This window comes from Haloplanus litoreus (assembly GCF_045690335.1).
Lineage (GTDB): Archaea > Halobacteriota > Halobacteria > Halobacteriales > Haloferacaceae > Haloplanus > Haloplanus litoreus.
On record NZ_CP147874.1, the window covers coordinates 937,145 to 961,848 of the forward strand.

The window sequence follows — 24,704 nt, forward strand, 5'->3', positions numbered from 1 at the left end:
AATGCAGACACCAAAGGAGATCGGCGGTATTCAGTTCGGGTTGATGGACCCGGAAACGTATCGAGACATGTCCGCGACGAAGGTCATCACGGCGGACACCTACGACGACGACGGCTACCCGATCGATATGGGGCTGATGGACCCGCGCCTGGGCGTCATCGACCCCGGGCTGGAGTGTCGGACCTGCGGTCAGCACTCGGGGTCGTGTAACGGTCACTTCGGCCACATCGAACTCGCGGCGCCCGTCATTCACGTCGGATTCACGAAGCTCATCCGTCGGCTCCTGCGCTCGACGTGTCGGGAGTGTGGCCGTCTCGCGCTCACCGAGGACGAACGCGAGGAGTACCGCGAGAATCTGGTTCGCTCCGAGGAACTCGGCCAAGACCCGAACGACGTGCTGAAGGCCGCGGTCCGGCAGGCGCGCAAGCAGAGTTACTGCCCGCACCCGGACTGCGGCGGCGTGATGCACGACATCAAACACGAGAAGCCGACCACCTACTACGAGGTCCAGGACGTGCTCGCGGGGGACTACTCGGAGCGCATCGCGGAGGCGATGCAGCCCGACCCCGACGACGAGGACGACGAGGGCACCAGTCCGCGTGACCTCGCCGAGGCGGTGGGCGTCGACCTCGACCGCATCAACGACATCATGGCGGGCGAGTTCCGCCCGAAGAGCGATACGCGGAAGAAGTTGGAGAAGACCCTCGACGTCGACCTGACCGAGGAGGACATGAACAAGCTGATGCCCTCGGACATCCGCGACTGGTTCGAGGACATCCCGGACGAGGACATCGAGGTCATCGGTATCGACCCCGCGTGCTCCCGACCGGAGTGGATGATTCTGACCGTCCTGCCGGTGCCGCCGGTTACCGCCCGGCCGTCCATCACGCTCGACAACGGTCAGCGCTCCGAGGACGACCTGACGCACAAGCTGGTCGACATCATCCGCATCAACCAGCGGTTCATGGAGAACCGCGAGGCCGGTGCGCCACAGCTCATCATCGAGGACCTCTGGGAACTGCTCCAGTACCACGTCACCACGTTCATCGACAACGAGATCTCGGGGACGCCGCCGGCGCGTCACCGCTCTGGCCGACCGCTGAAGACGCTCAGCCAGCGACTGAAGGGCAAGGAGGGTCGTTTCCGTGGCTCCCTCTCCGGCAAGCGCGTCAACTTCTCCGCCCGGACGGTCATCAGTCCGGACCCCACCCTGTCGCTGAACGAGGTAGGCGTTCCCGAACGGGTCGCAAGCGAGATGACCCAGACGCTGAACGTCACCGAGCGCAACGTGGAGCAGGCGCGCCAGTACGTCGCCAACGGACCCGAAGGACATCCCGGCGCGAACTACGTCCGTCGGCCCGACGGCCGACGGCTGAAGGTGACCGAGAAGAACTGCGAGGAACTCGCCACGAAAGTCGAGGAGGGATGGGAGGTCAACCGCCACCTCGTCGACGGCGACATCGTGATCTTCAACCGGCAGCCGTCGCTCCACCGGATGTCGATCATGGCCCACGAGGTGGTCGTGATGCCGTACAAGACGTTCCGGCTCAACACCACCGTCTGCCCGCCGTACAACGCCGACTTCGACGGCGACGAGATGAACATGCACGCCCTCCAGAACGAGGAGGCGCGGGCGGAGGCGCGCGTGTTGATGCGCGTCCAGGAGCAGATTCTCAGCCCCCGGTTCGGCGAGAACATCATCGGGGCCATCCAGGACCACATCAGCGGGACCTACCTGCTGACCAACGAGAACCCCCACTTCAGCGAGACGCAGGCGCTCGACCTGCTCCGGGCGACGAGCGTCGACGAACTGCCCCCTGCCGACGGGGAGGAGGACGGCGCTCCCTACTGGACCGGGCGGACGGTCTTCTCGGAACTCCTGCCCGACGACCTGAACCTCGAGTTCTCGTCGTCGGCGGGCGACACGGTCGAAATCGTCGACGGCCAGCTCGTCTCGGGCACCATCGACGAGGACGCGGTCGGCGCGTTCGGCGGCGAAATCGTCGACACGCTCACGAAGGTGTACTCCGAGACGCGTGCACGCGTGTTCATCAACGAGGTGGCCGCGCTGGCGATGCGGGCGATCATGCACTTCGGGTTCTCGCTGGGCATCGACGACGAGTCCATCCCGACGGCGGCGAACGAACAGGTCGACGACGCCATCGGGAACGCCTACGAGCGGATCGAGGAACTCATCCAGCGCTACGAGGCCGACGAACTCGAATCCCTGCCGGGTCGCACCATCGACGAGACGCTGGAGATGAAGATCATGCAGACGCTCGGCAAGGCCCGCGACAGCGCGGGTGAGATCGCAGAGGAGCACTTCGACGAGGACAACCCCGCCGTCATCATGGCGCGTTCGGGTGCCCGTGGATCGATGCTCAACCTGACCCAGATGGCCGGCTGTGTCGGTCAGCAGGCAGTCCGCGGCGAGCGGATCAACCGCGGCTACGAGGACCGCACGCTGAGCCACTACCAGCCGAACGACCTCTCGGCCGAGGCACACGGCTTCGTCGAGAACTCCTACCGTGGCGGCCTGACGCCGCGGGAGTTCTTCTTCCACGCGATGGGTGGCCGCGAGGGCCTGGTCGACACGGCAGTCCGGACCTCGAAGTCCGGATACCTCCAGCGCCGCCTGATCAACGCGCTGTCGGAACTGGAGTCCCAGTACGACGGCACGGTACGCGACACCTCCGACACCATCGTCCAGTTCGAGTTCGGCGAGGACGGCACCAGCCCGGTGAAGGTGTCCTCCAACGACGACAACCCCATCGACGTCGAAGGTATCGCGGACCGCGTGATCGAGGCGGAGTTCGGCTCCGACGTGGAGAAAGAGCGGTTCCTCGGCAGCGAGGAACCACCGACGAACCTCTCGGAGTACGCCGGACCGGGTCTCAACAAGGCACAGGGCATGGAGGTGGAGTCCGATGACTGAGAGCGAGTACGAACACGTCACGGACGACATCGAGGCCGTCGTCGAGGACACGGAACTCCCCCGTCGGCTGAAAGACCGCATCTACGAGACGGTCGAGGACCGCGGGCCGATCACGACCGAACAGGCCGACGAAATCGCGCAGGCGACCGAGTCGAAGTACATCGACACGCGGGTCGACCCGCTCGATCCGGTCGGCACGGTGTCGGCCCAGTCCATCGGCGAGCCGGGGACGCAGATGACGATGAACACGTTCCACTACGCGGGGGTCGCGGAGATCGACGTGACCCAGGGACTCCCCCGCCTGATCGAACTGGTGGACGCCCGGAAGACCCCCGACACGCCGATGATGACGGTGTACCTCGACGAGGAGTACGCGGCGGACCGCGAACGCGCCCACGAGGTGGTGTGGTCCATCGAGTCCACGAAGATCCTCTCGCTGGGTGACGTGTCGACGAACGTCGCCGACATGCTGGTGCAGGTCGACCTCAACGAGGAGACGCTGATCGAGCGGTGGCCGACGGTCGATGACGTCAGCGAGGTAGCCATCGAAATCGCGGAGACCATCGAGGACGCCCTCGGCGTCAAGACCCGGCGCGAGGGGACGCTCATCGAGTTCGGCCCCTCGGAGCCGAGTTACCGCGAACTGCTCCAGTTGGTCGAGGAACTGCGCGACGTGGTGTTCAAAGGGATCGAAGAGGTCTCTCGTGTCGTCATCCGCAAGGAGACGGTCGCGGACGACGACGAAGAGTTCGTCCTCTACACCGAGGGGTCCGCCTTCGGCGACGTCATCGAAATCGAGGGCGTCGACGCCTCCCGGACGACCTGTAACAACATCCACGAGATCTACCGGAACCTCGGCGTCGAGGCGGCCCGGGAGGCCATCATCAACGAGACGATGGACACGCTCGAAGAGCAGGGACTGGACGACGTGAACGTCCGTCACCTGATGCTGGTCGCGGACATCATGACCAACCGTGGCACCATCGAGTCCATCGGCCGCCACGGTATCTCGGGATCGAAGGAGTCGGTCCTCGCCCGCGCCGCGTTCGAGGTGACGGTGAACCACCTTCTCGACGCCGCGATCCACGGCGAGCGCGACCGCCTGGACGGCGTCATCGAGAACGTCATCGTCGGCAAGCCGGTCGCCATCGGCACCGGCGACGTGGACCTCCGGATGGGGTCGTTCAGCGCCAAACCGCCCTCGGACGACTAGTGATGATCACCGCACGTCGGTACCGTCGGTTCGCCACGCCCGCCCCACGAACCGCCGGAACACAGGGGCGATCATCCGCATAATGCGGGTCACCCTGTCGGATCGTGACCGTCGGTTCATCGCCTGTTTCGAGGACGAAACCGGCGCGACCGCCCGCGACTGTCTCGTCTACGAGAACGAGGACGGCGAGGACCGGGTCGTCTTCCTCGTCGCGGCCGGCGAGATGGGACAGGCCGTCGGTCCCGATGGGCGACGGGTCCGGGCGGTCGAGGAGGCGCTCGGCCGGTCGGTCGAACTCGTCGAGGACGCCGACACGCCGGAGGCGTTCGTGGCGAACGTGCTGGCGCCGGCGGCGGTCCAGCACGTCACGATCAGCGAACAGGGCGACCGGGTCGCCTACGCCGAGGTACCCGACGCGGACCGCGGCGCCGCCATCGGCCGCGACGGCCGCAACATCGAGACGGCCCGTCGCCTGGCGCGACGGCACTACGATATCGACGACGTCCAGTTGACGTGACCGCTCACCCGTCGTCGAGCGCGTAGACGTCACCGGCCTGCGTCGCAGCGAAGACGGTCCCGTCTACGGCGACCGGCGCCCCGGTCACTCCTTGCAGGACGACGTCGGTGTAGTTGCGCTCTCGCGTCTCGACCCGCCAGCGTTCCGTCCCGTCGCTGCGAGCGAGGGCGACCACGTCACGGCCCGTGCCGACGAGGACCGCGTCCTCGGTCAGCATCGGTTCGGTCGGGTCGCCCCCCAGGTCCGCCGTCCATCGTTCGTCACCACGAGGGGTGAGTGCTGTCGCGCCGCCCTCGTGCGTGGCGACGATCACCTCGTCGACGGCGACCGACCGTCGGACGGCCCCGACGACCGACGCGTTCCATCGCACGTCTCCGGTGTCGACGCCGAGCGAGCGGATGCCGCCCCGTTCGTCCGCGACGACGACTGCGTCCCCGGCGACGGTCGGCGCAGCCACGGCACGGCCGTCCACCGACCGCTCCCAGAGTCGGTCACCGGTCACGGCGTCGAGTGCAACGACCGACGCGGCTTCGCCCGTCGCGTAGACGACCCGGTCGCCGACGACGGCCGGCGCGGCGCTGTACTCACCGAGGTCCCGTCGCCATCTGACCGTGCCGTCGTGTTCGACTGCGGCGACTTCCCCGTTCTCGAACCCGCCGCCGACGAAGACGGCGTCGCCCGTTGGGGTTGGTGAGGCGTTGACGTCGTTCTCCGTGAGGGCGCGCCAGCGCTCGCTCCCATCGCCGGCGTCGACGGCGACCAGTCCGCGAGGGACGGATTCGCCGCCGTTCCAGACCGTCGCATAGACGGTGTCGTCGTGGAGAGCGGGCGTGGCGTCGGCGGCGTGTCCCGCGTCGACGGTCCACACCTCGTCCCCGTCGTCGATGGCGAGTTTCACCAGGTCGCCGTCGAAGGCGACGTAGATGGCGTCGCCGTCGACGGTCGGTTGGGCCGCGTCGTACCGGTTCGGCGTGCGACGCCAGGCGACCGTCGGGGCCGACGGCGCCGAGTCGGGGAGGGTGCCGGCGTTGCCAGCGCCGACCTGGTACTGCGGGATCGATCCGGACACGTCAACCGGTCGCTCCGTCACCGTCGCCGGCGGGTCGGGGTCGCTTGACCCACCCAGACAGCCGGCCAGGCCGACGGTCGCTGTACTTCCGAGAAGGGCGAGCGTGTGACGGCGGGTGACCATCGTTGGCCGTCCCTGGGACACCGGAATAAGCCTTCTGCCGCCGGGTCGCCGAGCGGTCTCTCACGGGCTCTCGGCGCTCTTTCGGTGCTGAACGTCGTTTTCCGGGGCGCATCGTCTCGCTGAAGACCCGCTCAAATCGGATTAGCGGGTGCGATAACGCGTTCTGAGACGGTCTCACCGAACTCGAAAAGGGAGGCTTAAGTAGCTCCGTCGGCAACGAAAGGCCACTATGGCGAACGGCAAGTATGCGGCCCGCAAACTCAAGAAGGACCGCCAGACCCGGCGGTGGTCCGACTCGGAGTACGCGCGACGCGAGCGCGGTCTCCGGAAGAAGTCGGACCCGCTCGAGGGGGCGCCCCAGGCACGGGGCATCGTCCTCGAGAAGGTCGGTATCGAGGCGAAACAGCCCAACTCGGCGATCCGGAAGTGCGTCCGGGTACAGCTGATCAAGAACGGCAAGCAGGTGACGGCGTTCTGTCCCGGCGACGGGGCCATCTCCTTCATCGACGAACACGACGAGGTCACCATCGCCGGCATCGGCGGTGCGAAGGGTCGCGCGATGGGCGACCTCTCGGGCGTGAACTACAAGGTAGAGAAGGTCAACGGCGTCTCGCTCATCGAACTCGTGCGCGGTAACGCGGAGAAACCCGTCCGATAATGTCCGAGAGCGACGCCCCCGAACCCGACACGCCGGCCGGCAGCGAGGAGCAGGACACGGACGCCTTGCTCTTCGGCGTCTGGGAGACCGACGACATCGCGTACGCCGATCCCAGCACGCAGCGGTACATCAACGTGACTCCCATCGCGCACACGATGGGTCGTCACGCCTCCAAGCAGTTCCAGAAGAGCGAAATCTCGGTCGTCGAGCGGCTCATCAACCGTCTGATGCAGACGGAGGAGAACACGGGGAAGAAACAGCAGGCGATGAGTATCGTCCGCGACGCCTTCGAACTCGTCCACGAGCAGACGGAGGAGAACCCGGTGCAGGTGCTCGTCACGGCCGTCGAGAACGCCGCGCCGCGTGAGGAGACCGTCCGCCTGAAGTACGGCGGCATCTCCGTCCCGCAGGCCGTCGACGTGGCCCCGCAGCGTCGTGTCGATCAGGCGCTGAAGTTCCTCGCGGAGGGGACCTACCGCGGGTCGTACAAGACGCCAACGAGCGCCGCCCAGGCGCTCGCCAACCAACTGACCGGCGCCGCCGACTACGACGTCGGCACCTACGCGATCAACCAGAAAGAGGAAGCCGAGCGGGTCGCCGCAGCCGCACGGTAATCCCCTTTCGTTCCTTTCGCTCTCCCGAAGAGCTACCTTACCCCCGTTCCACGGGGTGGGTATGCCGACACCCGGTTCACTCAGCCAGTCGTACACGATCCGAAGCCCCGCCCACGTCGAGTACGGCACGGGTGCCATCGACGCCCTCGAACCGTTCGCGTCCGACCGTGACGCCGACACTGCCCTGTTGGTCACCGACGAACACCTGGCCGAGAGTGGCGTCGTCGACGCGCCCCGTGCTCGCCTCGAAGCGGCGGGCGTGGATGTGAACGTGTACGACGGCGTGGCGCCGGAGCCGAAACTGTCGATGGTCGAGGCGGCGGCCGAGCGCGTCGCCGATCACGACCTGGTCGTCGGCGTCGGCGGCGGCAGTTCGATGGACACGGCGAAGTTCGCGGCGGCGCTCGCGGCGAACGGCGGTCCGGTCCGTGACATGCTCGGTATGGACAACGTCCCCGGGTCGACGGCGCCGCTGGCGCTGGTGCCGACGACGGCGGGGACGGGAAGCGAGGTAACCCACATCGGCGTCTTCGCCGACGAGCGCGCGGGCGGGGTGAAGAGAGTCGCCTTCTCGCCGCACCTCTTTGCGGATCTCGCGGCGGTCGATCCGGACCTGACGAGGACGATGCCGCCGGGCGTCGCGGCGGCGACGGGGCTGGACGCCCTGACGCACGCCGTCGAGAGCTACGTCTCCCTCCTGCGGACGCCGTACACGGACACGTTGGCGTTGCGTGCGGTCGAACTCGTCGCGGAGAACCTGCGACCGGCAGTCGCGCAGGGGGCACGGAACGACGCGGCCCGCGCGGACATGAGCCTCGCGGCCACGCTCGCCGGGCAGGCGTTCGTCAACTCCGGGCTGGGGGCTGTCCACGCGCTCACCTACCCCCTCGGGATGGAGTGTGGGCTGGGCCACGGGCTGGCCAACGGCGTCTTGCTCCCGCACGTGATGCGGTACAACGTGCCAGCGGAGGTGGAGCGATTCGCCGACTTGGCCGACGCGCTCGGCGCGGAACGGCGTCCCGGAGAGTCGACCCGGTCGTTCGCGGACCGGAGCGTCGACGCGGTGTTCGACCTGCTGGCGGACGTGGACGTGCCGACGAGCATCGCCGAGTTCGGGGAGTTCGACCGAGCGACGTTCGCGGACTTCGCGGACGTGGCGTTCGAGCACTCGGAGCACAACCTCGAACGGAATCCGCGGCGGATGGACCGCGAAGACGTGATTGCGGTGTTCGAGGCGGCCGCTGTGGGGCGATAGTCGGCGCTCATCCGGGTCGTCGTCCCTGTATGCCGGCCGTCGGCCCCTCCGGTCGGCGACGGCTGGAAACGACGCACGACCAGCCGGATCAGTCGGCGGCTCGTCCCTCGCCGCCGAGGGCGTACTCCCGGGTCGCGGTCACCAGGTCGCGCCGGAAATCGCTCTCGCTGGGGTCGTCGCCGAGGGTTCGGAACAGCCGTTTGAATGTCTCCATGCCGACGGTGGGGGCGTCGGCCGCCGCGGCCCGCGACAGGTCGTACAGCCGGTGTTCGGGGTCGATCAGCTCGTGCCGTTCGACGAGGGCGAGGGCGAAGGCGGCGTTGACCGCGGTGATGTCGGGGTCGGCACCGACGGATATCCGTCGTGACTCGTCGCCGCCGGGTCCCGTCCCCGCCGGTCCGGGCGCGTCGGCGACGGCGGCGGCGAGTTGGGATTCGAGGAACTGGACGAGCTTTGCCGCCGGCGCCACGGAGAGCGTGATGTCGTCGGCGTAGATGTCGCGCATGTGGTTGGCGATCTGATAGCAGTGGGCGAGCTTCCGCCGTTCGACGTCGCGTCCGGAGAGCGCGAGAAAGAGCGCCTCGTCCGTCGACTGGGTGTGTGAGGCGTGGCCCTGTTCGTACCGGGTCATGTGGGCGAGTTCGTGGAGCGCGAGTTCACGGGCCATCGCGCTCGTCGCGGCCTGTCGCGAGATGTTGAGCACGTGGTGGTCGTCGTAGTGGGCGGCCCAGGTCCGTTCGTCCGGGTCGGCCCGGACGCGCACGTGAACCGGTCGATCGAGGTCGTGTTCGGTGGCCAGTAGGTCGGCGGCGCCGAGAAACGGGTCCGGTGGGGCGTCGCCCCGTACGCGTACATCCATGCCTACCGTTATCACGGGTCAGATCACCAAGACGGTTGTGGTCGGATCCCCCCGATGCTCGTGGTATCGCGTGACATACGGGGCAAGCGGCCGGATCTCGGAGGTTTCGCCTCCGGCAAAACACTACCCTTTTGACCCTCCTGGCGGTATGGGCCTGTAATGGGCCGACGAAAGAAGATCGTACAAGAATGTGAACGGCTGATGGACAAACCGGAGAACATCCGGAACATCGCCATCGCCGCTCACGTCGACCACGGTAAGACGACGCTGACGGACAACCTGCTCGCCGGTGCGGGCATGATCTCACAGGACACCGCGGGCCAGCAGCTCGCGATGGACACGGAGGAAGACGAGCAGGAACGCGGCATCACCATCGACGCCGCGAACGTCTCGATGACTCACGAGTACGAGGACAAGAACCACCTGATCAACCTGATCGACACGCCGGGCCACGTCGACTTCGGTGGCGACGTGACCCGCGCGATGCGCGCCGTCGACGGTGCGCTCGTGGTCGTCGACGCCGTCGAGGGCGCGATGCCCCAGACGGAGACGGTACTCCGGCAGGCGCTCCGCGAGGGCGTCAAGCCGACGCTGTTCATCAACAAGGTCGACCGCCTCATCTCCGAACTCCAGGAAGGACCCCAGGAGATGCAAGAGCGGCTCCTGTCGGTCATCCACGACGTGAACGAGCTCATCCGTGGCATGACCGAGGAGATGGACGACATCGACGAGGACTGGACCGTCTCCGTCGAGGGCGGCACCGTCGGCTTCGGGTCCGCGCTCTACAAGTGGGGTGTCTCCATGCCCTCGATGCAGCGGACGGGCATGGACTTCGGCGACATCATCGAACTCGAACGCGCCGACAAGCGCCAGGAACTCCACGAGCGGACGCCGCTGTCGGACGTCGTGCTCGACATGGTCTGTGAGCACTTCCCGAACCCGCTGGACGCCCAGCCCCGCCGTATCCCGCGCATCTGGCGCGGCGACGACACCTCCGAGATCGCGGAGTCCATGCGGCTGGTCGACGAGGACGGCGACGTCGTCTTGATGGTCACGGACATCGGTGTCGACCCCCACGCCGGCGAAATCGCCGCGGGTCGCGTCTTCTCCGGGACTCTCGAGAAGGGGCAGGAACTGTACGTCTCCGGCACCGCCGGGAAGAACCGCATCCAGAGCGTCGGCATCTACATGGGTGGCGAGCGCGAGGAAGTGGAGCACGTCCCCGCCGGCAACATCGCCGCCGTCACCGGGCTGAAAGACGCTATCGCGGGCTCTACGGTGTCGAGCGTGGAGATGACGCCGTTCGAGTCCATCGAGCACATCTCCGAGCCGGTCATCACGAAGAGCGTCGAGGCGAAGAACATGGACGACCTGCCGAAGCTGATCCAGACGCTCCAGCAGGTCGCCAAGGAAGACCCGACGATCCAGATCGAGATCAACGAGGAGACGGGGGAACACCTCATCTCCGGCCAGGGTGAACTCCACCTCGAAGTCATCAGCCAGCGCATCGAGCGCAACCAGGGAATCCCGATCAACACCGGCGAACCCATCGTCGTCTACCGCGAGGCGCCCCAGGAGTCCTCTCAGGAGGTCGAAGGGGTCTCGCCGAACCGACACAACAAGTTCTACATCACCGTCGACCCCCTGAGCGACGAGATTACCGAGGAGATTCAGATGGGGAACGTCTCGATGGACATGCCCGAACTGGAGCGGCGTGAAGCGCTGCAGGAGGCCGGCATGGACAAGGACACCTCGCAGAACGTGGAACACATCCACGGGACGAACATCCTCATCGACGACACGAAGGGGATTCAGCACCTCAACGAGACCATGGAACTGGTCGTCGAAGGGCTGGAGGAGGCCCTCGACGACGGTCCGCTCGCAGCCGAACCCGTCTCGGGGTCGCTCATCCGCCTGCACGACGCGCGGCTCCACGAGGACACCATCCACCGTGGCCCGGCGCAGGTCATCCCCGCCGTCCGCGAGGCGGTCCACCGCGCGCTCATCGACGGCGAGATCCGCCTGCTCGAACCCATCCAGAACGTCCGCATCGACGTGCCCTCGGAACACATGGGGGCGGCGTCCGGCGAGATCCAGGGCCGTCGTGGCCGCGTCGACGACATGTACCAGGAGGGTGACCTCATGGTCATCGAGGGCATCGCGCCCGTCGGGGAGATGATCGGCTTCTCCTCCGACATCCGGAGCGCCACCGAGGGTCGTGCGTCGTGGAACACCGAGAACGCCGGCTTCCGTGTGCTCGCCGACAACCTCCAGCCGGATCTGATCAAGGAGATCCGCGAGCGCAAGGGCATGAAGCTGGAACTGCCGCCGTCGGTCGACTACATCTAACGCGGTCCCACTCGTCGGCCGCTCTGCGATCTCTTTCACTCGCGATAATTCGGCAGACAGCTTCATCAGCCGTCGTCGCACAGCCACTGCCAATGGCAGGAGTACTCGCCCGCATCGACCGGGGACTCGTTCGGCTGTTCGGCGCGGGACCTACCGCCGCCGGTCGCCGTCGGGAGCGACTCGCTCGGGCGGGGTCGTGTGCGGTCATCAGCCTGACCGGCGTCGCGCTGCTCGCTCCGAACCTGGTCCCGGGTCTGGTGGGGCAGGGACCGGCGGTCGGGACGGGACTCGCCGTCCTGGGTATCGTCGTCAGTCTCGGCCTCGTCGCCGCGGGGGTGCTGTTGTTTCGAAGCGCGTTCTCTACGCCCAACGCGGTTCGAATCGCGGTGTGGAACCTCCTCGGACTCGTGGTCCTCGGCGGCGTCCTTCTCGCACACGGACTCTACCGGGGCGCACTCGGCACCGTCACGCCGACCGACACACTGGCGGCCGGCAACGTCCTCGCCATCAGCGCCGCGGCCCACGTCATCATCGGCGTCCACGACGCCCGACGGGTGCGCGCGGAGCAACTGGCGCGCGAACGCGAAAAATTCGCGGTCTTGAGTCGCGTCCTCCGGCACAATCTCCGCAACGATGCGACGGTGTTGATCGGCCAGTCCGAGCGACTGGCGGCCGAACTGGAGGACCCCTCGCTCGCCGAGGTGGCGGAGACGCTCAGTCGTCGGTCACAGGAGGTCGGCGGCCTCGCCGACAAGACGAAGGTGATGGTGGAGGCGCTCGATCGGCGGTCGGCGCCGAACGACCGAGTGAACGTCGGCGACGTCGTCGCTGACGTGGCTGCGGACGCCCGCGAGCGAACCGACTGCGGCGTCGAGGTCGACGTCCCTCCGGACCTGTGGATGTGGGCCGACGACGGCGTGGCGTCGGCGCTCGCCGAACTGGTCGAGAACGCCGTCGAACACGGCGGCGCATCCGTTCGAATCACGGCCGTGATCGAGGACGAGTCGGTCCACGTTCGTGTCGCCGACGACGGTCCCGGCGTCCCCGAGAACGAACGGGCCGTGGTCTCGGGCGAATCGGAGATCACCCAGCTCACCCACGGGAGCGGCCTGGGGCTGTGGGTCGCCCGTTCCATCGCCGAATCCGCCGGCGGGAAGCTGACCTTCGACACCGAGGGAGAGTGGACGGTCGTCGGACTGGTCCACGGACGCGCCGCTTCGCCGACCGACGGCGCGGCCGGATCGGTCCCCACGGCCGAACCGGCCGGGACGACGGCCTGAGACGAGTCGTCGTAACCGTCTCTCGACCACGGGAGCGGCGACGGCCGGAAACGACCGGCAGCGGTCAGTCTGACGCGTGGCACAGGGTGCGCCGAACGGTGCGGTTCGACCGATGCAATCATATACCTCCTTGGCACAGTGTACACCATGCCTCGCGGCACGACTACCGGCAGTCGACGTGTCGGCACGGAGCTACCCCGCGGCCCATCCCCGTCGCCGATCACAATTATTTCGTCGACGGGTCGTGCCGCGGGGGTGACGGCCTGAATGGCAGACGAAGCCGTCACCACCGACGATGCCGACGACGAGGGACGCACCGACGGCGGTGAGCGTCCGCAGACGCACACGATCCGGCTGGAACTCGTCGACAAGCCCGGTGAACTGCTGTCGGCACTCCGGCCCATCGCGGAGAACGGCGGCAACCTCCTCTCGATATTCCACGAACGCGGGAACCTCACCCCGCGGGGACACATCCCCGTCGAGGTGGACGTCGAGTGTCCCCCGGACCGATTCGAGACCATCGTGGAGGCGCTCCGCGACGAGGGCGTCAACGTCATCCAGGCGGGTGCCGAGCGCTACGGCGAGCAGTTGACGCTGTTGCTCGTCGGCGACATCGTCGACACCGACCTCTCGGATACGCTCCAGCGCATCGAATCGAGTACGGACGCGACGCTCGCGGATCTGTCGCTCTCGGCCCCCGAGGGTCGGGGCGGCGCGTCCAGCGCCCGCCTCCGCCTCGCGACGCGGACCGGACGGATGGACGAGGTGTTCGACCACGTGCGTGACATCGCCGACGAGAAGGACCTCGACGTGATCGAACCGCTCGTGGAGGTGGCCGAATGACGCTCCGACTCGCGGTTATCGGTATCGGTGCAGTCGGTCGGTCCGTCGTCGAACTCGCTCCGGAGTACGGCCACGTCGTGACGGCCGTCGCGGACTCGCGTTCGTCGGCGGTCGACCCCGAGGGTCTGGACGCCGAGGCGGTCTTCGACCGGAAAGACGGCGAGGGTGTGGTCGGCCCGGGCGACCCGGACGACGCCCTCGCCGCCGAGTACGACGTTCTCGTCGAGGCGACGCCGACGACGCTCGGCGACGCCGAACCCGGCTTCTCGCACGTGCGGGCGGCGCTGGAACGCGACCGGCACGTCGTCCTGGCGAACAAGGGGCCGGTGGCCGAACGGTACGCGGATCTGACGGCACTCGAAGCCGAGAGCGAGGGGACGGTCCAGTTCGAGGCGGCCGTCGGCGGCGCCATTCCCATCCTCTCGACCATCACGGATTTCGGCCCCAACCAGATTACGGCGGCTCGTGGCGTGCTCAACGGTACCGCCAACTTCATCCTCTCGCGGATGGCCGCCGAGGGACTGGGGTACGAACACGTCCTCGCGGAGGCCCAGGACCTCGGCGTCGCCGAGGCGGACCCCGCCTTCGACGTGGAGGGGACGGACGCGGCGTTGAAGTTCGTCATCTTGGCGAACGTCCTCAGCGACGGCGAGCAGGTGTACCGCCTCGCGGACGCCACCGTCGAGGGTATCCGGGACATCCCGGCGAGCGCGCTCGATTTGGCGGCCGAGGACGGGCGGACGGTCCGCCTGATCGGTGAGGCGACGGCCGACGGCGTCCGCGTGGGGCCGCGACTCGTCCCCCAGCACGACGCCCTGTCGGTCACGGGCACGCGCAACATCGTGCAGTTCGAGACGGTACACGCCGGCCAACTGCACCTCAGCGGCCGTGGCGCGGGCGGACCGGAGACGGCGACGGCTATTCTCTCGGACGTGGGCCGACTGGAGTGAACTGACGCCCACGCCGACCGATTTCTCCCCGACGGTCACCTCCTCGCCGTCGTGCGGTATGGTGTCACAAACCGCAAGACGGCATCGGGAGCATCTGTGACGTGTATCGAAATGGTTTTAGGTCATTCGGGCAAAATAGTCGTCACCAAGCGCCTTAGCGCGTGATTCCACCATGAGTGACAAACCGCACCAGAATCTGGCCATTATCGGCCACGTCGACCACGGCAAGAGCACGCTCGTCGGGCGACTCCTGTTCGAGACAGGGTCCGTCCCGGAGCACGTAATTGAGCAGTACCGCGAGGAAGCCGAGGAGAAGGGCAAGGGTGGCTTCGAGTTCGCCTACGTCATGGACAACCTCGCAGAGGAGCGAGAGCGTGGTGTCACCATCGACATCGCCCACCAAGAGTTCGACACTGACGAGTACTTCTTCACCATCGTCGACTGTCCGGGTCACCGTGACTTCGTGAAGAACATGATCACGGGTGCCTCGCAGGCCGACAACGCGGTGCTCGTCGTCGCGGCCGACGACGGCGTCGCGCCCCAGACCCGCGAGCACGTCTTCCTGGCTCGCACGCTCGGGATCAACGAGCTGATCATCGGCGTCAACAAGATGGACATCGTCGACTACTCGGAGGACACCTTCAACGAGGTCACCGAGGAAGTCAAACAGCTGCTCAAGCAGGTCCGGTTCGGCACGGAGGACGCGTCCTTCATCCCGATTTCGGCCTTCGAGGGCGACAACGTCGCCGAGAAGTCCGGCAACATGGACTGGTTCGACGGGCCGACGCTGCTCGAAGCCCTGAACGATCTGCCGGCGACGGAGCCGCCAACGGACGCGCCGCTCCGCCTGCCGATTCAGGACGTCTACACCATCTCGGGCATCGGGACGGTCCCGGTCGGCCGCGTCGAGACGGGTGTCATGAACGTCGGCGACAACGTGTCGTTCCAGCCTTCGGACGTCGGTGGCGAGGTCAAGACCATCGAGATGCACCACGAAGAGGTGCCGGAGGCCGGCCCCGGCGACAACGTCGGGTTCAACGTCCGCGGTATCGGCAAGGACGACATCCGCCGTGGCGACGTCTGTGGCCCGGCCGACGACCCGCCGTCGGTCGCCGAGACGTTCCAGGCTCAGGTCGTCGTCATGCAGCACCCGTCGGTCATCACCGCGGGGTACACGCCGGTCTTCCACGCCCACACGGCGCAGGTCGCGTGTACCATCGAGTCCATCGACCAGAAGCTCGATCCCGCCAGTGGTGAGGTCGCCGAGGAGAACCCCGACTTCATCAAGTCCGGTGACGCCGCCGTCGTGACGGTTCGACCGCAAAAGCCTCTCAGCATCGAGCCGTCGTCCGAGATCCCGGAACTCGGGAGCTTCGCCATTCGCGACATGGGTCAGACCATCGCGGCCGGCAAAGTGCTCTCGGTCAACGAGCGATAGATGCAGCAGGCACGCGTTCGCCTGGCGGGCACGAGCCCCGAGGACCTCGACGGCATCTGCGACGAAGTCCGCGAAATCGCGAGCAAGACGGGCGTCAACCTCAGCGGGCCGATCCCGCTGCCCACGAAAACGCTGGAAGTCCCATCCCGGAAGTCCCCCGACGGTGAGGGGACGGCCACCTGGGAGCACTGGGAGATGCGCGTCCACAAGCGGCTGATCGACATCGACGCGGACGAGCGTGCGCTGCGTCAGCTCATGCGCATCCAGGTGCCGAACGACGTCAGCATCGAGATCGTCCTCGAAGACTGACCGAACGGCGCTAAGGCGTTTTACCGTCTCCGCTTTTCGGCGACGAACAGAAGCTTACAAGTACGCTCGACGGCTGTGTCACACTGCGGGCTCGTAGATCAGTGGCAGATCGCTTCCTTCGCAAGGAAGAGGCCCCGGGTTCAAATCCCGGCGAGTCCACTTCTTCACTCACTTCGTTCGTTCAGTCGTGGACTTGCCGGAGTCCCACTCGCTCACTCCGTTCGCTCGCGGGACTCCCGGCGAGTCCATCCAAATTTTACTCGGTCGGTAACGAGCTGAAGCGACGCATAGCGCCGTCTCGAGGCTGTTCTCTGCTTTCGGTCATCGGTCACCGCGGCCCCCCATTTCGAGTCCGCTGCGAGGGCCGGTGCGCCTCGACGCCATCGGTGGTCGCCACCGCGCCGCCTTCGGCACCTGCTCGGGCCAGCCAGTCGCCGAGTGTCTCTGCAAGGGCTACACACCACGATTGGTGTGCCACCTCGCCGCGATGCTGTTCGCCTACACCCACGGGGCGGCCGTCGTCGCCGACCTCGACAGCCTCTCGACGAGGAGAACGCGATGCCGTTGGGTCAGTTCCGGTGAGGCGTGACCATACTCGCTTCGAAAAATCAGGGAGTTGGGGAGTGCAGTATGTCAGAGGCACCCGTTCCCGTTTCCAACGTGTCTCCCCGGAGGGATGTATCCCGACTGTTCCCCGAATGATCAAAAACACAACAAAATTGTGGGGCCTCGGCGTCGACACGGCGGGCGGTAGCCCCGTCTTTCGCCCGTCCTCGCCGTTCTCCTGCTGGGTTCGTTCGTCATCGTCGACACCGCGCCGTTCGAGGCGGGCGAATGCACCGGCAGGACGGATGGGGTCCCGGTCCGTCCGTCCCGCCCGTAATTCACGCAACGTTCGGGCCGAATCGTACAGTTTTTATCGGGGAGGACGATGTTCCGGTGGCTCCCGCCGCCCGTTCGGGCGACCGAGAGCCTGCCTTCCGCGCGCACAGCGCGTGCGGACGGACGACAGCGTGAGCTTTCGGGCTTCGGTCCCAGTCTCCCCCTCACGCTTCCGCCGTTTCGACGGCGTCCTGCCGGCGACCACCGAGCCACTACTCTGTCCGTGACGACGGCTCGGGGCGACTGGCGACGAGGGTGCGAGACGGCATAAGCCGTCTCACCATGGTACGAAAGGTGCCGTCGGCGTGGACTCGATGTATGGTCGATCCGCACTCGACGGCGGGCCCACGGGTGGTCGCCCGCGAAGCCAGGTAAGGGCGCGTCGGATCGCTATACAAAACTACCGCCGCAATTTTCAAAATCGGGAACTGCGCCGCGGCCGGCGTCGGCGGGGTGGTCGCTCACTCCGACCGTTGTCACAGTTTGCCGGTGGGTCGCCGTAGCGTCGGCGACTCACCGGAACTGATTTGCAACGATCCGTCTCAGTCGTCCTCGGGCGGCAGGCCCTCGTCGTTCACCACGTTGCCGTCGTCGTCGACGGTGACGACGCCGCGGTTGTTGACCGCGTAAGGGTCCAGACCGATCTCCTCCATGAACCCCTTGTAGAGACGTTCGACCGTCTCGCCGTCCTTCTGGCGATCCGAGGCGCGGTCACAGAGTTCGATCAGATCCTCGGGCACGTCGTTCTCGTGGACGATCCAGTGGTTGATCAGGTCGGAGAGGCGCCGGATTGGCGAGGTGAAGTGGCCGTAGATGTCGAAGTTGAGCGCGTGGTGACCGCCGAAGGGGTCGTTCATGTACTTCGCGCGGGGCATCACCTTCAACACGGCCCGCTGGATCTTCGACAGCATCCGGTCGGGTGCGTTCTCCAGTGCGCCGTTGACGGCCTTGCGCGGGTCGTCCCACTTATCGGAGGGGATGGAGACGCCGTCGAGTTCCTGAATCTCGCGGAGGGCGTCGTTCCACTGGTCGGGGGTGGGCTGGGGATGAACCCGGTACATCGCCTCGACGCCGCGGTTCCACATCAGTTCGTGGGTCACGGCCTTGTTCGCCTTCAGCATGCACTCCTCGATGATGGTGTGAGCGCGGTCCCGCCGGGGGTTGAGGACGAGCGAGCCGTCCTCCTTGCGCTGTTCGTGCATTCGGTCGGCGAGTTCGAACGCGAGGACGTTCTCCTCGTGGAGCGGCGCCTCGGGGTCTTCGAGACGGTTCTCACACTGGCTGTACGTGAGTCGCTCGTCGCTCCGGATGACGGACTTGTAGATGTCGATCGTCTCGAAGGAGAGCGTCTCGGCGTCGAGTTCCATCTCGACGGTGTGGGCGAGGCGGTCCTCCTCGGGGACGAGCGAACACACCGTCTCCGCGAGCGTCGGCGGGAGCATGTGGATGGTGTAGGCGGGGAGGTAGACGGTGTTGCCCCGCTGGACTGCCTCCTCCCACATCGCGGAGTCGGGGTGGACGTAGTGGGTCACGTCCGCGATGTGGACCCAGAGGCGGTAGCCGTCTTCCTCCTCCCGGACGCTGATGGCGTCGTCGAAGTCCTGGGCGTCGATGGGGTCGGTCGTCCACGCGGTCAGCTCGCGGAGGTCACGCCGCTCGTCGAGTTCGTCCTCGATCTCTTGCTGTACGTCCTCCGTCCGGTCGCGTGCCTCGCGGAGTACCTCGGGGGGGAAGGCGTCACGGATCTCGAACTCCTCGAACAGTTCCTCGCGTTTCTCCTGTAACTGTCCGGCCTCGGCCGGACTGATCTCTACTGGGCCTTGCCCCTCGGCGGTCCCGGCCTGGGCCTGCGCGTCGTTCGTCATGCCCCGGACTATACGTGACGGGTAGTTAGACGTGTCGGGCGAGGCGCCGTGACGGCCGCGCGATCAGGATTCGGGCTCCTCGGTGGAGCCGTAACGCTCCTCGACGGTGACGTAGTAGCGCTCGAGGAAGTCCTCGCGCGAGAGGCCCTCGCCGTCGACGATTTCGACGAGCAGTGCTTCGAGTTCGTCGCGTGGCTGGTGACAGAGGTTCCGGTAACACTCCTTACAGAGGTGTTCGAACTGCTTGCCGTGTCGGCTCCAGCGGTCGCCCTCCTTGTCGTACTCCCGTGCCTCGGATCGGAGCAGCGAGGTCCCACACGCGATGCAGACGACCGTCTTTCGGTCCCGACCCCCGTCCGATCCGGAACGCCACATGGACGGGTGCAGGTACCACGCCCACTTAGCGTTTGTTACGCGTCCGACGCGCGACCGACGCCCCCACGACGGAACGGGCGACTTATCCGCCGAGCGGTCCCAGGACCCGGTATGGAGGTCAAATCGCGCCACCACCTTCGGAGCGACGAAATCGGGGAGCTGACGGCGACCATCGAGGACGCACTCGGCGTCGACGTCGACGGCGACACTTACGAGCGTGTCGACCTCGTGGGCACCGAGTTCGACCTGGTGCTCGTCGACGGCGACCCGACCGTCTTCTTCGTCGACGGCGACCCGTTCCTGACGGTTCGCGGGGCGAACGCCTACCCGCCCGAACGCCGCGTCGTCACCGTCGACGCCGGCGCCGTCCAGTTCGTCAGCGACGGTGCCGACGTGATGCGTCCGGGCATCGTCGAAGCCGACGACGACATCGCGGTCGGCGACTTGGTCGTCGTCGTCGAGGAGACTCACGGCAAGGCGCTGGCGGTGGGCCGCGCGCTCGAACCCGGTTCGGACATGGTCGGCGACTCCGGCAAGGTCGTCGAGTCGGTCCACCACGTCGGCGACGAGCTGTACGAATTCTCGGTGTAGCCGGTCCGGCATCGGCGCGGTCCCATCGAGTCGGAACGTCCCGCAGTGGGGCGTTTCAGAGTCCGAGACGCCGCCCCGAACTATACGTTCTGCGGGCCGTGCGTCCACACGTGTCCCAGCAGAACCCGCTTGCGAGCCCGGTACTGCGATACGCCGTCGGTGCGAGTGGTGCGGTGGTCATCGCGGCTATCGCGTACCTCTATCTCGACGGTACCGTCCAGCTCTTTGCTTACGTCATGGCCGTGCTCGACGTGCTCGTCACGCCACAACTACTGAAGCGGGCAGCGGCCGAGTGAGCGTACCCGCACCGACTCACGCTCCCAGTATTTCGTCTCCCGGCGACCGACCGGTCAGCTGTACCGCTCCACTGCAGCCTCGTACCCCCGCTTCGCGAGCCGGTACGTCTCGCGCAGGTCGGCCACCGGCGAGTCGCTGGCGTCGACGCGCAGGTCGTGGTACAGCGGTTCTCCGGCCCCGGGCGTCGAGACGACGACGGCGGCGCTGCCGACCGGTAGTTCTTCCTCTCGCCGGTCGCCGCCCGCCCGCTCACCCGCCGCGAGCGCGGTGAGGAGGCACCGCACGAGCGGCGCGTCGCGTTCGTTCTCCCGGTACCCCTGTTCCATCGCGTCCAGCACCGTCTCCTCCGTCAGGGACGTGCCCGCGACGGTGTAGCCCTCTCCCGTCCGGTGGGTCGCCACGGGTCGGCAGTCCGCGCCGGTGTGGGCGGCCGCCTCCGCCGCGTCGACGCCGTGGAACTGGCTCCCGTCGCCGTCGGTGGCCATGTCGGCGAACGCGTCGGCGAGGCGGCCACCAGACGCGAGGGTGGAGAGACACCGCGTCCCCGCGTCGGGGTCGGTGACGCCGGCTGTCGCGACGGCGCCGTGGTCGCTCACGTGCGGGCAGACGCTCCCCACGGCGGGGAGGCGGGTGGCGGCGGCGACACCGAAGCGATGGCCTCCGTCGGCGGGTTCCCGGACGCAGATGCTGTAGGTCACGGTGGAGGGACGGCCGCCGCGGTGAAAAGCGCCGGGACGAGCGGTGTCGCGACCGTGCGTCTGACGCAAGAACTAATGAGGCGGTGGTTCCTGTTGGTACTATGGGTATCATGAGTAAAATCCTCGGCGGTGGCGGCACCCACAGCACCGAGGACTACGTCGAACTGAGCCTCGACGACTTCGACACGGCGCGGGCCGAGGCGGGGATGAGCGTGCACTTCGCGGAGATCAGTGAGCAGCGAGACGCCATGGCGATCAAGGACGCCGTCTACGACGGGGATCTCGTCATCGCGGACATCACACGGATGAGTCCGAGCGACAGCGTGGTCGACCGGATTCTGGAGGACCTCCGGCAGGTCGCCCGCGAAGTCGACGGCGACGTGGTCGTGAAGGAGGACGATCAGGTCGTCGTCACGCCGACGGGCGTGAAGATCAGCCGCGAGAAACTCTCCTGAGAGACTCGGTTGCGTCGCTTCCAGTGTCTCGCGGCTCCGCGACGGCGAGACACGGCACTGGTTCCCACCCATCCGACGACGACCGTCGGAACCGACAGCGTTTCACCGATCCGGTTCCCAGTCGCGCGTAGATGAGCAAGGACTACATCGAGGTTCGCGGGGCCGAGGAACACAACCTCAAGGACCTCGACGTCCGTATCCCCCGCGAGGAGTTCAGCGTCGTCACCGGGCTCTCCGGATCGGGCAAGTCGTCGCTCGCCTTCGAGACGGTGTACGCCGAAGGGCAGCGGCGCTACATCGAATCCCTCTCGGCCTACGCTCGCAACTTTCTCGGGCAGATGGACAAGCCACAGGTCGAGAGCGTCGAGGGGCTCTCTCCGGCCATCTCCATCGACCAGAAGAACGCCGCCAACAACCCCCGGTCGACGGTCGGAACCGTCACCGAACTTCACGACTACCTCCGGCTCCTGTACGCCCGCGTCGGCACGCCACACTGCCCGGAGTGCGGGCGCGAGGTGGGAGAACAGAGCGCGGGTCAGATGGTCCGCCGGCTCCTCGAGCTGCCCGCTGGGACGAAGGCCAAACTCTGCGCCCCGGTCGTCCGCGACCAGAAGGGCGCCTTCGAGGACCGCTTCGACGACCTGGTGAGCGAGGGGTACAGCCGCGTCGAGGTGGACGGCGACCCCTACGACCTCACGATGGATCGCCCGGACCTCGACGAGAACTACGACCACACGGTCGACGTGGTGGTCGACCGCGTCAAAATCGACCCCGACGCCCGCTCGCGGCTCACCGACTCGGTCGAGACGGCCCTCGACGAGGCCGGCGGGGTGTTGAAGGTGATCCTCCCCGACCCGCCCGAGGGGGTCACGCTCGGCGGGTCGACCGCCCGGTCGACGGGCGACCTCGCGACGGTCGACGGAGCCGCCGACGCGGCCGAGACGGCCGAGACGGACCGCCTCGTCGTCGAGTTCTCCGAGGATCTGGCCTGCACCCACTGCGGTATCGACATCCCCGAAATCGAGACGCGGAGTTTCTCGTTCAACAGCCCGCACGGCGCCTGCCCGGAGTGTGAGGGCATCGGGAACACGAAGGAGGTCGATCCGGACCTCGTGGTGCAGGACTCGAGCAAGGCGCTGAAGCATGTCTTCGAGCCGTGGACGTACAACCGATCGTACTACCGCCGACAGCTCGACTCGATGGCCCGGCACTTCGACGTCTCGCTCGACACGCCGTTCGAGGAGTTGGACGAGGCGGTGCAGGACGCGTTCCTCTTCGGCACCGACGAGGACGTCCTGTTCGAGTGGACGACGAAAAACGGCGTTCGCCGGAAAGAACAGCCCTTCGAGGGTGTCATCGGCAACCTCGAACGCCGGCACGTCGAGACGGACTCGGACAACACCCGCGACCACATCGAGGAGTTCATGGCCGTCACCACCTGTCCCGAGTGTGACGGCACGCGCCTCAAACCCGCCTCGCGGGCCGTCCTCGTCGACGGGACGGCGATCACCGAGGTCAACCGCATGAGCATCGCGGACGCACTCGATCACTTCGAGGGCCTGGAGGCCGACCTGACGGAGCGCGAGCGGACCATCGCCGAGGAGATTCTGAAGGAGATTCGGGCGCGACTCGGATTCATGACCGAGGTGGGGCTCGACTACCTCACCCTCGACCGGGAGGCGTCGACGCTCTCGGGTGGCGAGTCCCAGCGCATCCGTCTGGCGACCCAGGTCGGCTCGGGGCTCGTCGGCGTGCTGTACGTCCTCGACGAACCCTCCATCGGCCTGCATCAACGGGACAACGACCGGCTGCTCGACACGCTCGAAGGTCTGCGCGACCTGGGTAACACCCTGCTCGTCGTCGAACACGACGAGGAGACGATGCGCCGGGCCGACTCCATCATCGACATGGGACCGGGACCGGGCAAGCGCGGCGGCGACGTCGTCGTTCAGGGCGACTTCGACGAGGTCGTCGACTGCGACGGGTCGATCACCGGCGACTACCTCTCCGGGCGCCGGGAGATTCCGGTCCCCGAGAAGCGCCGCGACCCGGACGACGGCGAACTCACGATCCGCGGCGCCCGCCAGCACAACCTCGACGGGGTGGACGTCTCCCTTCCCCTCGGCCAGTTCGTCGCCATCACGGGCGTCTCGGGGTCGGGAAAGTCCACGCTGATACACGACGTGCTCTACAAGGGTCTGGCCCGCGAGATGAACGACAACACCTCCGTCGACCCCGGCGACCACGACGCAATCGAGGGGTACGAGGACGTCGAGACGGTGCGTCTGATCGATCAGTCGCCCATCGGGCGGACGCCGCGGTCGAACCCCGCCACCTACACCGGGGTCTTCGACCACGTCCGCGAACTGTTCGCGGAGACGAAACTCGCGAACCAGCGCGGCTACGAGAAGGGGCGCTTCTCGTTCAACGTCAAGGGCGGTCGTTGCGAGGAGTGCGGCGGCCAGGGGACGGTCAAAATCGAGATGAACTTCCTCTCGGACGTGTACGTCCCCTGCGAGGAGTGTGACGGCGCCCGCTACAACGACGAGACGCTCGACGTGACCTACAAGGACGCGACCATCGCCGACGTGCTGAACATGGAGGTGGACGAAGCGCTCGACTTCTTCGAGGCCAACCCCGGCATCCGCCGCCGTCTCCAACTCCTGCAGGACGTGGGGCTCGGCTACATGCAACTCGGCCAGCCCTCGACGACGCTCTCGGGCGGCGAGGCCCAGCGCGTGAAACTCGCGGAGGAGTTGGGCAAGAAAGACTCCGGCGAGACGCTGTACCTGCTGGACGAACCGACGACCGGCCTGCATCCCGAGGACGAACGCAAGCTGATCGAGGTGTTGCACCGCCTCACCGACGCCGGCAACACCGTCGTGGTCATCGAACACGAACTCGACCTGGTCAAGAACGCCGACCGAGTGATCGACCTCGGGCCGGAGGGCGGCGAGGGCGGCGGACAGGTGGTGGCGACGGGCACACCCGAGGAAGTCGCCCGAGTGGACGACTCCCACACCGGGCGCTACCTGCGCGACCTGCTCCCGGACGTCGACCTCGCGGGCCCGCGTGAGGACCGCCGCAAGCCCGCGAAAGCCGCCAGCGACGATTAGCCGCGGTCGCTGC

22 protein-coding genes and 1 tRNA gene are annotated in these 24,704 nt (G+C 67.0%); 18 read left to right on the forward strand and 5 right to left on the reverse strand.

The window, feature by feature from the left end; genetic code table 11:
- Position 1: 1 nt before the first annotated feature.
- The 3 genes from V8686_RS05125 (at position 2) to V8686_RS05135 (ending at position 4,665) form a co-directional block, all read left to right on the forward strand.
- Entirely contained in the window at positions 2-2,935 is a 2,934-nt protein-coding gene (locus tag V8686_RS05125) for a DNA-directed RNA polymerase subunit A' (RefSeq protein WP_379706470.1), read from the forward strand.
- Complete coding sequence (gene rpoA2, locus V8686_RS05130) at positions 2,928-4,148, forward strand: DNA-directed RNA polymerase subunit A'' (protein ID WP_379702887.1); 1,221 nt, start codon at positions 2,928-2,930, stop codon at positions 4,146-4,148. The genes V8686_RS05125 and rpoA2 overlap by 8 nt, the downstream gene beginning before the upstream one ends.
- An 82-nt stretch (positions 4,149-4,230) precedes the next feature.
- Positions 4,231-4,665 carry a NusA-like transcription termination signal-binding factor gene (locus V8686_RS05135; protein ID WP_379702888.1) on the forward strand — a complete coding sequence of 145 codons (435 nt, stop codon included), beginning with the start codon at positions 4,231-4,233 and terminating at the stop codon, positions 4,663-4,665.
- Positions 4,666-4,669: 4 nt separating this feature from the next.
- On the opposite strand, the gene V8686_RS05140 is transcribed toward V8686_RS05135, so the two are convergent.
- Positions 4,670-5,857, reverse strand: a complete 1,188-nt coding sequence (locus V8686_RS05140; RefSeq protein ID WP_379702889.1) for an outer membrane protein assembly factor BamB family protein — start codon at positions 5,855-5,857, stop codon at positions 4,670-4,672.
- Between the two features lie 229 nt (positions 5,858-6,086).
- Between V8686_RS05140 and V8686_RS05145 the strand changes: the two genes are divergently transcribed.
- From V8686_RS05145 to V8686_RS05155, 3 genes are all read left to right on the forward strand, one after another.
- The gene (locus V8686_RS05145) at positions 6,087-6,515 is read left to right on the forward strand and encodes a 30S ribosomal protein S12 (RefSeq protein ID WP_092635289.1); all 429 of its coding nucleotides are present in this window, start codon (positions 6,087-6,089) and stop codon (positions 6,513-6,515) included.
- Positions 6,515-7,129: a 30S ribosomal protein S7 gene (locus tag V8686_RS05150; RefSeq protein WP_379702890.1), complete on the forward strand. Its 615-nt coding sequence runs from the start codon at positions 6,515-6,517 to the stop codon at positions 7,127-7,129. The genes V8686_RS05145 and V8686_RS05150 overlap by 1 nt, the downstream gene beginning before the upstream one ends.
- Before the next feature lie 61 nt (positions 7,130-7,190).
- Positions 7,191-8,384 (forward strand): iron-containing alcohol dehydrogenase family protein, encoded by a 1,194-nt coding sequence (locus V8686_RS05155; protein WP_379702891.1) that lies wholly within the window; start codon positions 7,191-7,193, stop codon positions 8,382-8,384.
- An 88-nt stretch (positions 8,385-8,472) separates the two neighbouring features.
- Here V8686_RS05155 and V8686_RS05160 read toward each other — a convergent pair whose 3' ends face one another.
- A complete protein-coding gene (locus V8686_RS05160) occupies positions 8,473-9,243 on the reverse strand; it encodes a DUF5781 family protein (protein ID WP_379702892.1) in 771 nt (256 codons plus the stop codon).
- Between the two features lie 159 nt (positions 9,244-9,402).
- On the opposite strand from V8686_RS05160, the gene V8686_RS05165 reads away from it, so the two are divergent.
- The 8 genes from V8686_RS05165 to V8686_RS05200 all read left to right on the forward strand — a co-directional run bounded on the left by V8686_RS05165 (position 9,403) and on the right by V8686_RS05200 (position 17,001).
- A complete protein-coding gene (locus V8686_RS05165; RefSeq protein ID WP_379702893.1) occupies positions 9,403-11,592 on the forward strand; it encodes an elongation factor EF-2 in 2,190 nt (729 codons plus the stop codon).
- A gap of 92 nt (positions 11,593-11,684) precedes the next feature.
- Positions 11,685-12,872, forward strand: coding sequence for a sensor histidine kinase (locus tag V8686_RS05170; protein ID WP_379702894.1), 1,188 nt, complete (start codon positions 11,685-11,687; stop codon positions 12,870-12,872).
- Positions 12,873-13,139: 267 nt separating this feature from the next.
- Positions 13,140-13,715 (forward strand): amino acid-binding protein, encoded by a 576-nt coding sequence (locus tag V8686_RS05175; RefSeq protein ID WP_379702895.1) that lies wholly within the window; start codon positions 13,140-13,142, stop codon positions 13,713-13,715.
- On the forward strand, positions 13,712-14,665 hold the full coding sequence (locus V8686_RS05180) for a homoserine dehydrogenase (RefSeq protein ID WP_379702896.1): 954 nt from the start codon (positions 13,712-13,714) through the stop codon (positions 14,663-14,665). Before V8686_RS05175 ends, V8686_RS05180 begins: the two co-directional genes overlap by 4 nt.
- A 172-nt stretch (positions 14,666-14,837) precedes the next feature.
- Complete coding sequence (tuf, locus tag V8686_RS05185; RefSeq protein WP_379702897.1) at positions 14,838-16,103, forward strand: translation elongation factor EF-1 subunit alpha; 1,266 nt, start codon at positions 14,838-14,840, stop codon at positions 16,101-16,103.
- Entirely contained in the window at positions 16,104-16,412 is a 309-nt protein-coding gene (rpsJ, locus tag V8686_RS05190) for a 30S ribosomal protein S10 (protein ID WP_251327913.1), read from the forward strand.
- A gap of 87 nt (positions 16,413-16,499) precedes the next feature.
- Positions 16,500-16,571 (forward strand) — tRNA-Ala (locus V8686_RS05195).
- 208 nt (positions 16,572-16,779) lie between these two features.
- Positions 16,780-17,001, forward strand: coding sequence for a hypothetical protein (locus V8686_RS05200; RefSeq protein WP_379702898.1), 222 nt, complete (start codon positions 16,780-16,782; stop codon positions 16,999-17,001).
- A gap of 835 nt (positions 17,002-17,836) precedes the next feature.
- Here the strand turns inward: V8686_RS05200 and V8686_RS05205 are convergent.
- Both V8686_RS05205 and V8686_RS05210 read right to left on the reverse strand, forming a co-directional pair.
- Entirely contained in the window at positions 17,837-19,159 is a 1,323-nt protein-coding gene (locus tag V8686_RS05205; RefSeq protein WP_379702899.1) for a ribonuclease catalytic domain-containing protein, read from the reverse strand.
- A gap of 63 nt (positions 19,160-19,222) precedes the next feature.
- Positions 19,223-19,534 carry a DUF7562 family protein gene (locus tag V8686_RS05210; protein WP_379702900.1) on the reverse strand — a complete coding sequence of 104 codons (312 nt, stop codon included), beginning with the start codon at positions 19,532-19,534 and terminating at the stop codon, positions 19,223-19,225.
- Between the two features lie 111 nt (positions 19,535-19,645).
- On the opposite strand from V8686_RS05210, the gene V8686_RS05215 reads away from it, so the two are divergent.
- A complete protein-coding gene (locus V8686_RS05215) occupies positions 19,646-20,125 on the forward strand; it encodes an RNA-binding protein (RefSeq protein ID WP_379702901.1) in 480 nt (159 codons plus the stop codon).
- Positions 20,126-20,235: 110 nt separating this feature from the next.
- On the forward strand, positions 20,236-20,421 hold the full coding sequence (locus V8686_RS05220) for a hypothetical protein (RefSeq protein WP_379702902.1): 186 nt from the start codon (positions 20,236-20,238) through the stop codon (positions 20,419-20,421).
- Positions 20,422-20,475: 54 nt separating this feature from the next.
- Here the strand turns inward: V8686_RS05220 and V8686_RS05225 are convergent, their stop codons facing one another.
- Positions 20,476-21,120 (reverse strand): DUF1028 domain-containing protein, encoded by a 645-nt coding sequence (locus tag V8686_RS05225; protein ID WP_379702903.1) that lies wholly within the window; start codon positions 21,118-21,120, stop codon positions 20,476-20,478.
- Between the two features lie 101 nt (positions 21,121-21,221).
- On the opposite strand from V8686_RS05225, the gene V8686_RS05230 reads away from it, so the two are divergent.
- Together V8686_RS05230 and uvrA are read left to right on the forward strand one after the other, a co-directional pair.
- Entirely contained in the window at positions 21,222-21,575 is a 354-nt protein-coding gene (locus V8686_RS05230; protein WP_379702904.1) for a cell division protein SepF, read from the forward strand.
- A 131-nt stretch (positions 21,576-21,706) separates the two neighbouring features.
- Positions 21,707-24,691, forward strand: coding sequence for an excinuclease ABC subunit UvrA (uvrA, locus tag V8686_RS05235; protein WP_379702905.1), 2,985 nt, complete (start codon positions 21,707-21,709; stop codon positions 24,689-24,691).
- The last annotated feature ends 13 nt before the right edge of the window (positions 24,692-24,704 follow it).

Bases quoted from the DNA above. Each gene is read 5' to 3' on its own strand.
- V8686_RS05125 (WP_379706470.1), top strand. From the start codon at position 2: ATGCAGACACCAAAGGAGATCGGCGGTATTCAGTTCGGGTTGATGGAC.
- rpoA2 (WP_379702887.1), top strand. From the start codon at position 2,928: ATGACTGAGAGCGAGTACGAACACGTCACGGACGACATCGAGGCCGTC.
- V8686_RS05135 (WP_379702888.1), top strand. From the start codon at position 4,231: ATGCGGGTCACCCTGTCGGATCGTGACCGTCGGTTCATCGCCTGTTTC.
- V8686_RS05140 (WP_379702889.1), bottom strand. From the start codon at position 5,857: ATGGTCACCCGCCGTCACACGCTCGCCCTTCTCGGAAGTACAGCGACC.
- V8686_RS05145 (WP_092635289.1), top strand. From the start codon at position 6,087: ATGGCGAACGGCAAGTATGCGGCCCGCAAACTCAAGAAGGACCGCCAG.
- V8686_RS05150 (WP_379702890.1), top strand. From the start codon at position 6,515: ATGTCCGAGAGCGACGCCCCCGAACCCGACACGCCGGCCGGCAGCGAG.
- V8686_RS05155 (WP_379702891.1), top strand. From the start codon at position 7,191: ATGCCGACACCCGGTTCACTCAGCCAGTCGTACACGATCCGAAGCCCC.
- V8686_RS05160 (WP_379702892.1), bottom strand. From the start codon at position 9,243: ATGGATGTACGCGTACGGGGCGACGCCCCACCGGACCCGTTTCTCGGC.
- V8686_RS05165 (WP_379702893.1), top strand. From the start codon at position 9,403: ATGGGCCGACGAAAGAAGATCGTACAAGAATGTGAACGGCTGATGGAC.
- V8686_RS05170 (WP_379702894.1), top strand. From the start codon at position 11,685: ATGGCAGGAGTACTCGCCCGCATCGACCGGGGACTCGTTCGGCTGTTC.
- V8686_RS05175 (WP_379702895.1), top strand. From the start codon at position 13,140: ATGGCAGACGAAGCCGTCACCACCGACGATGCCGACGACGAGGGACGC.
- V8686_RS05180 (WP_379702896.1), top strand. From the start codon at position 13,712: ATGACGCTCCGACTCGCGGTTATCGGTATCGGTGCAGTCGGTCGGTCC.
- tuf (WP_379702897.1), top strand. From the start codon at position 14,838: ATGAGTGACAAACCGCACCAGAATCTGGCCATTATCGGCCACGTCGAC.
- rpsJ (WP_251327913.1), top strand. From the start codon at position 16,104: ATGCAGCAGGCACGCGTTCGCCTGGCGGGCACGAGCCCCGAGGACCTC.
- V8686_RS05205 (WP_379702899.1), bottom strand. From the start codon at position 19,159: ATGACGAACGACGCGCAGGCCCAGGCCGGGACCGCCGAGGGGCAAGGC.
- V8686_RS05210 (WP_379702900.1), bottom strand. From the start codon at position 19,534: ATGTGGCGTTCCGGATCGGACGGGGGTCGGGACCGAAAGACGGTCGTC.
- V8686_RS05215 (WP_379702901.1), top strand. From the start codon at position 19,646: ATGGAGGTCAAATCGCGCCACCACCTTCGGAGCGACGAAATCGGGGAG.
- V8686_RS05230 (WP_379702904.1), top strand. From the start codon at position 21,222: ATGGGTATCATGAGTAAAATCCTCGGCGGTGGCGGCACCCACAGCACC.
- uvrA (WP_379702905.1), top strand. From the start codon at position 21,707: ATGAGCAAGGACTACATCGAGGTTCGCGGGGCCGAGGAACACAACCTC.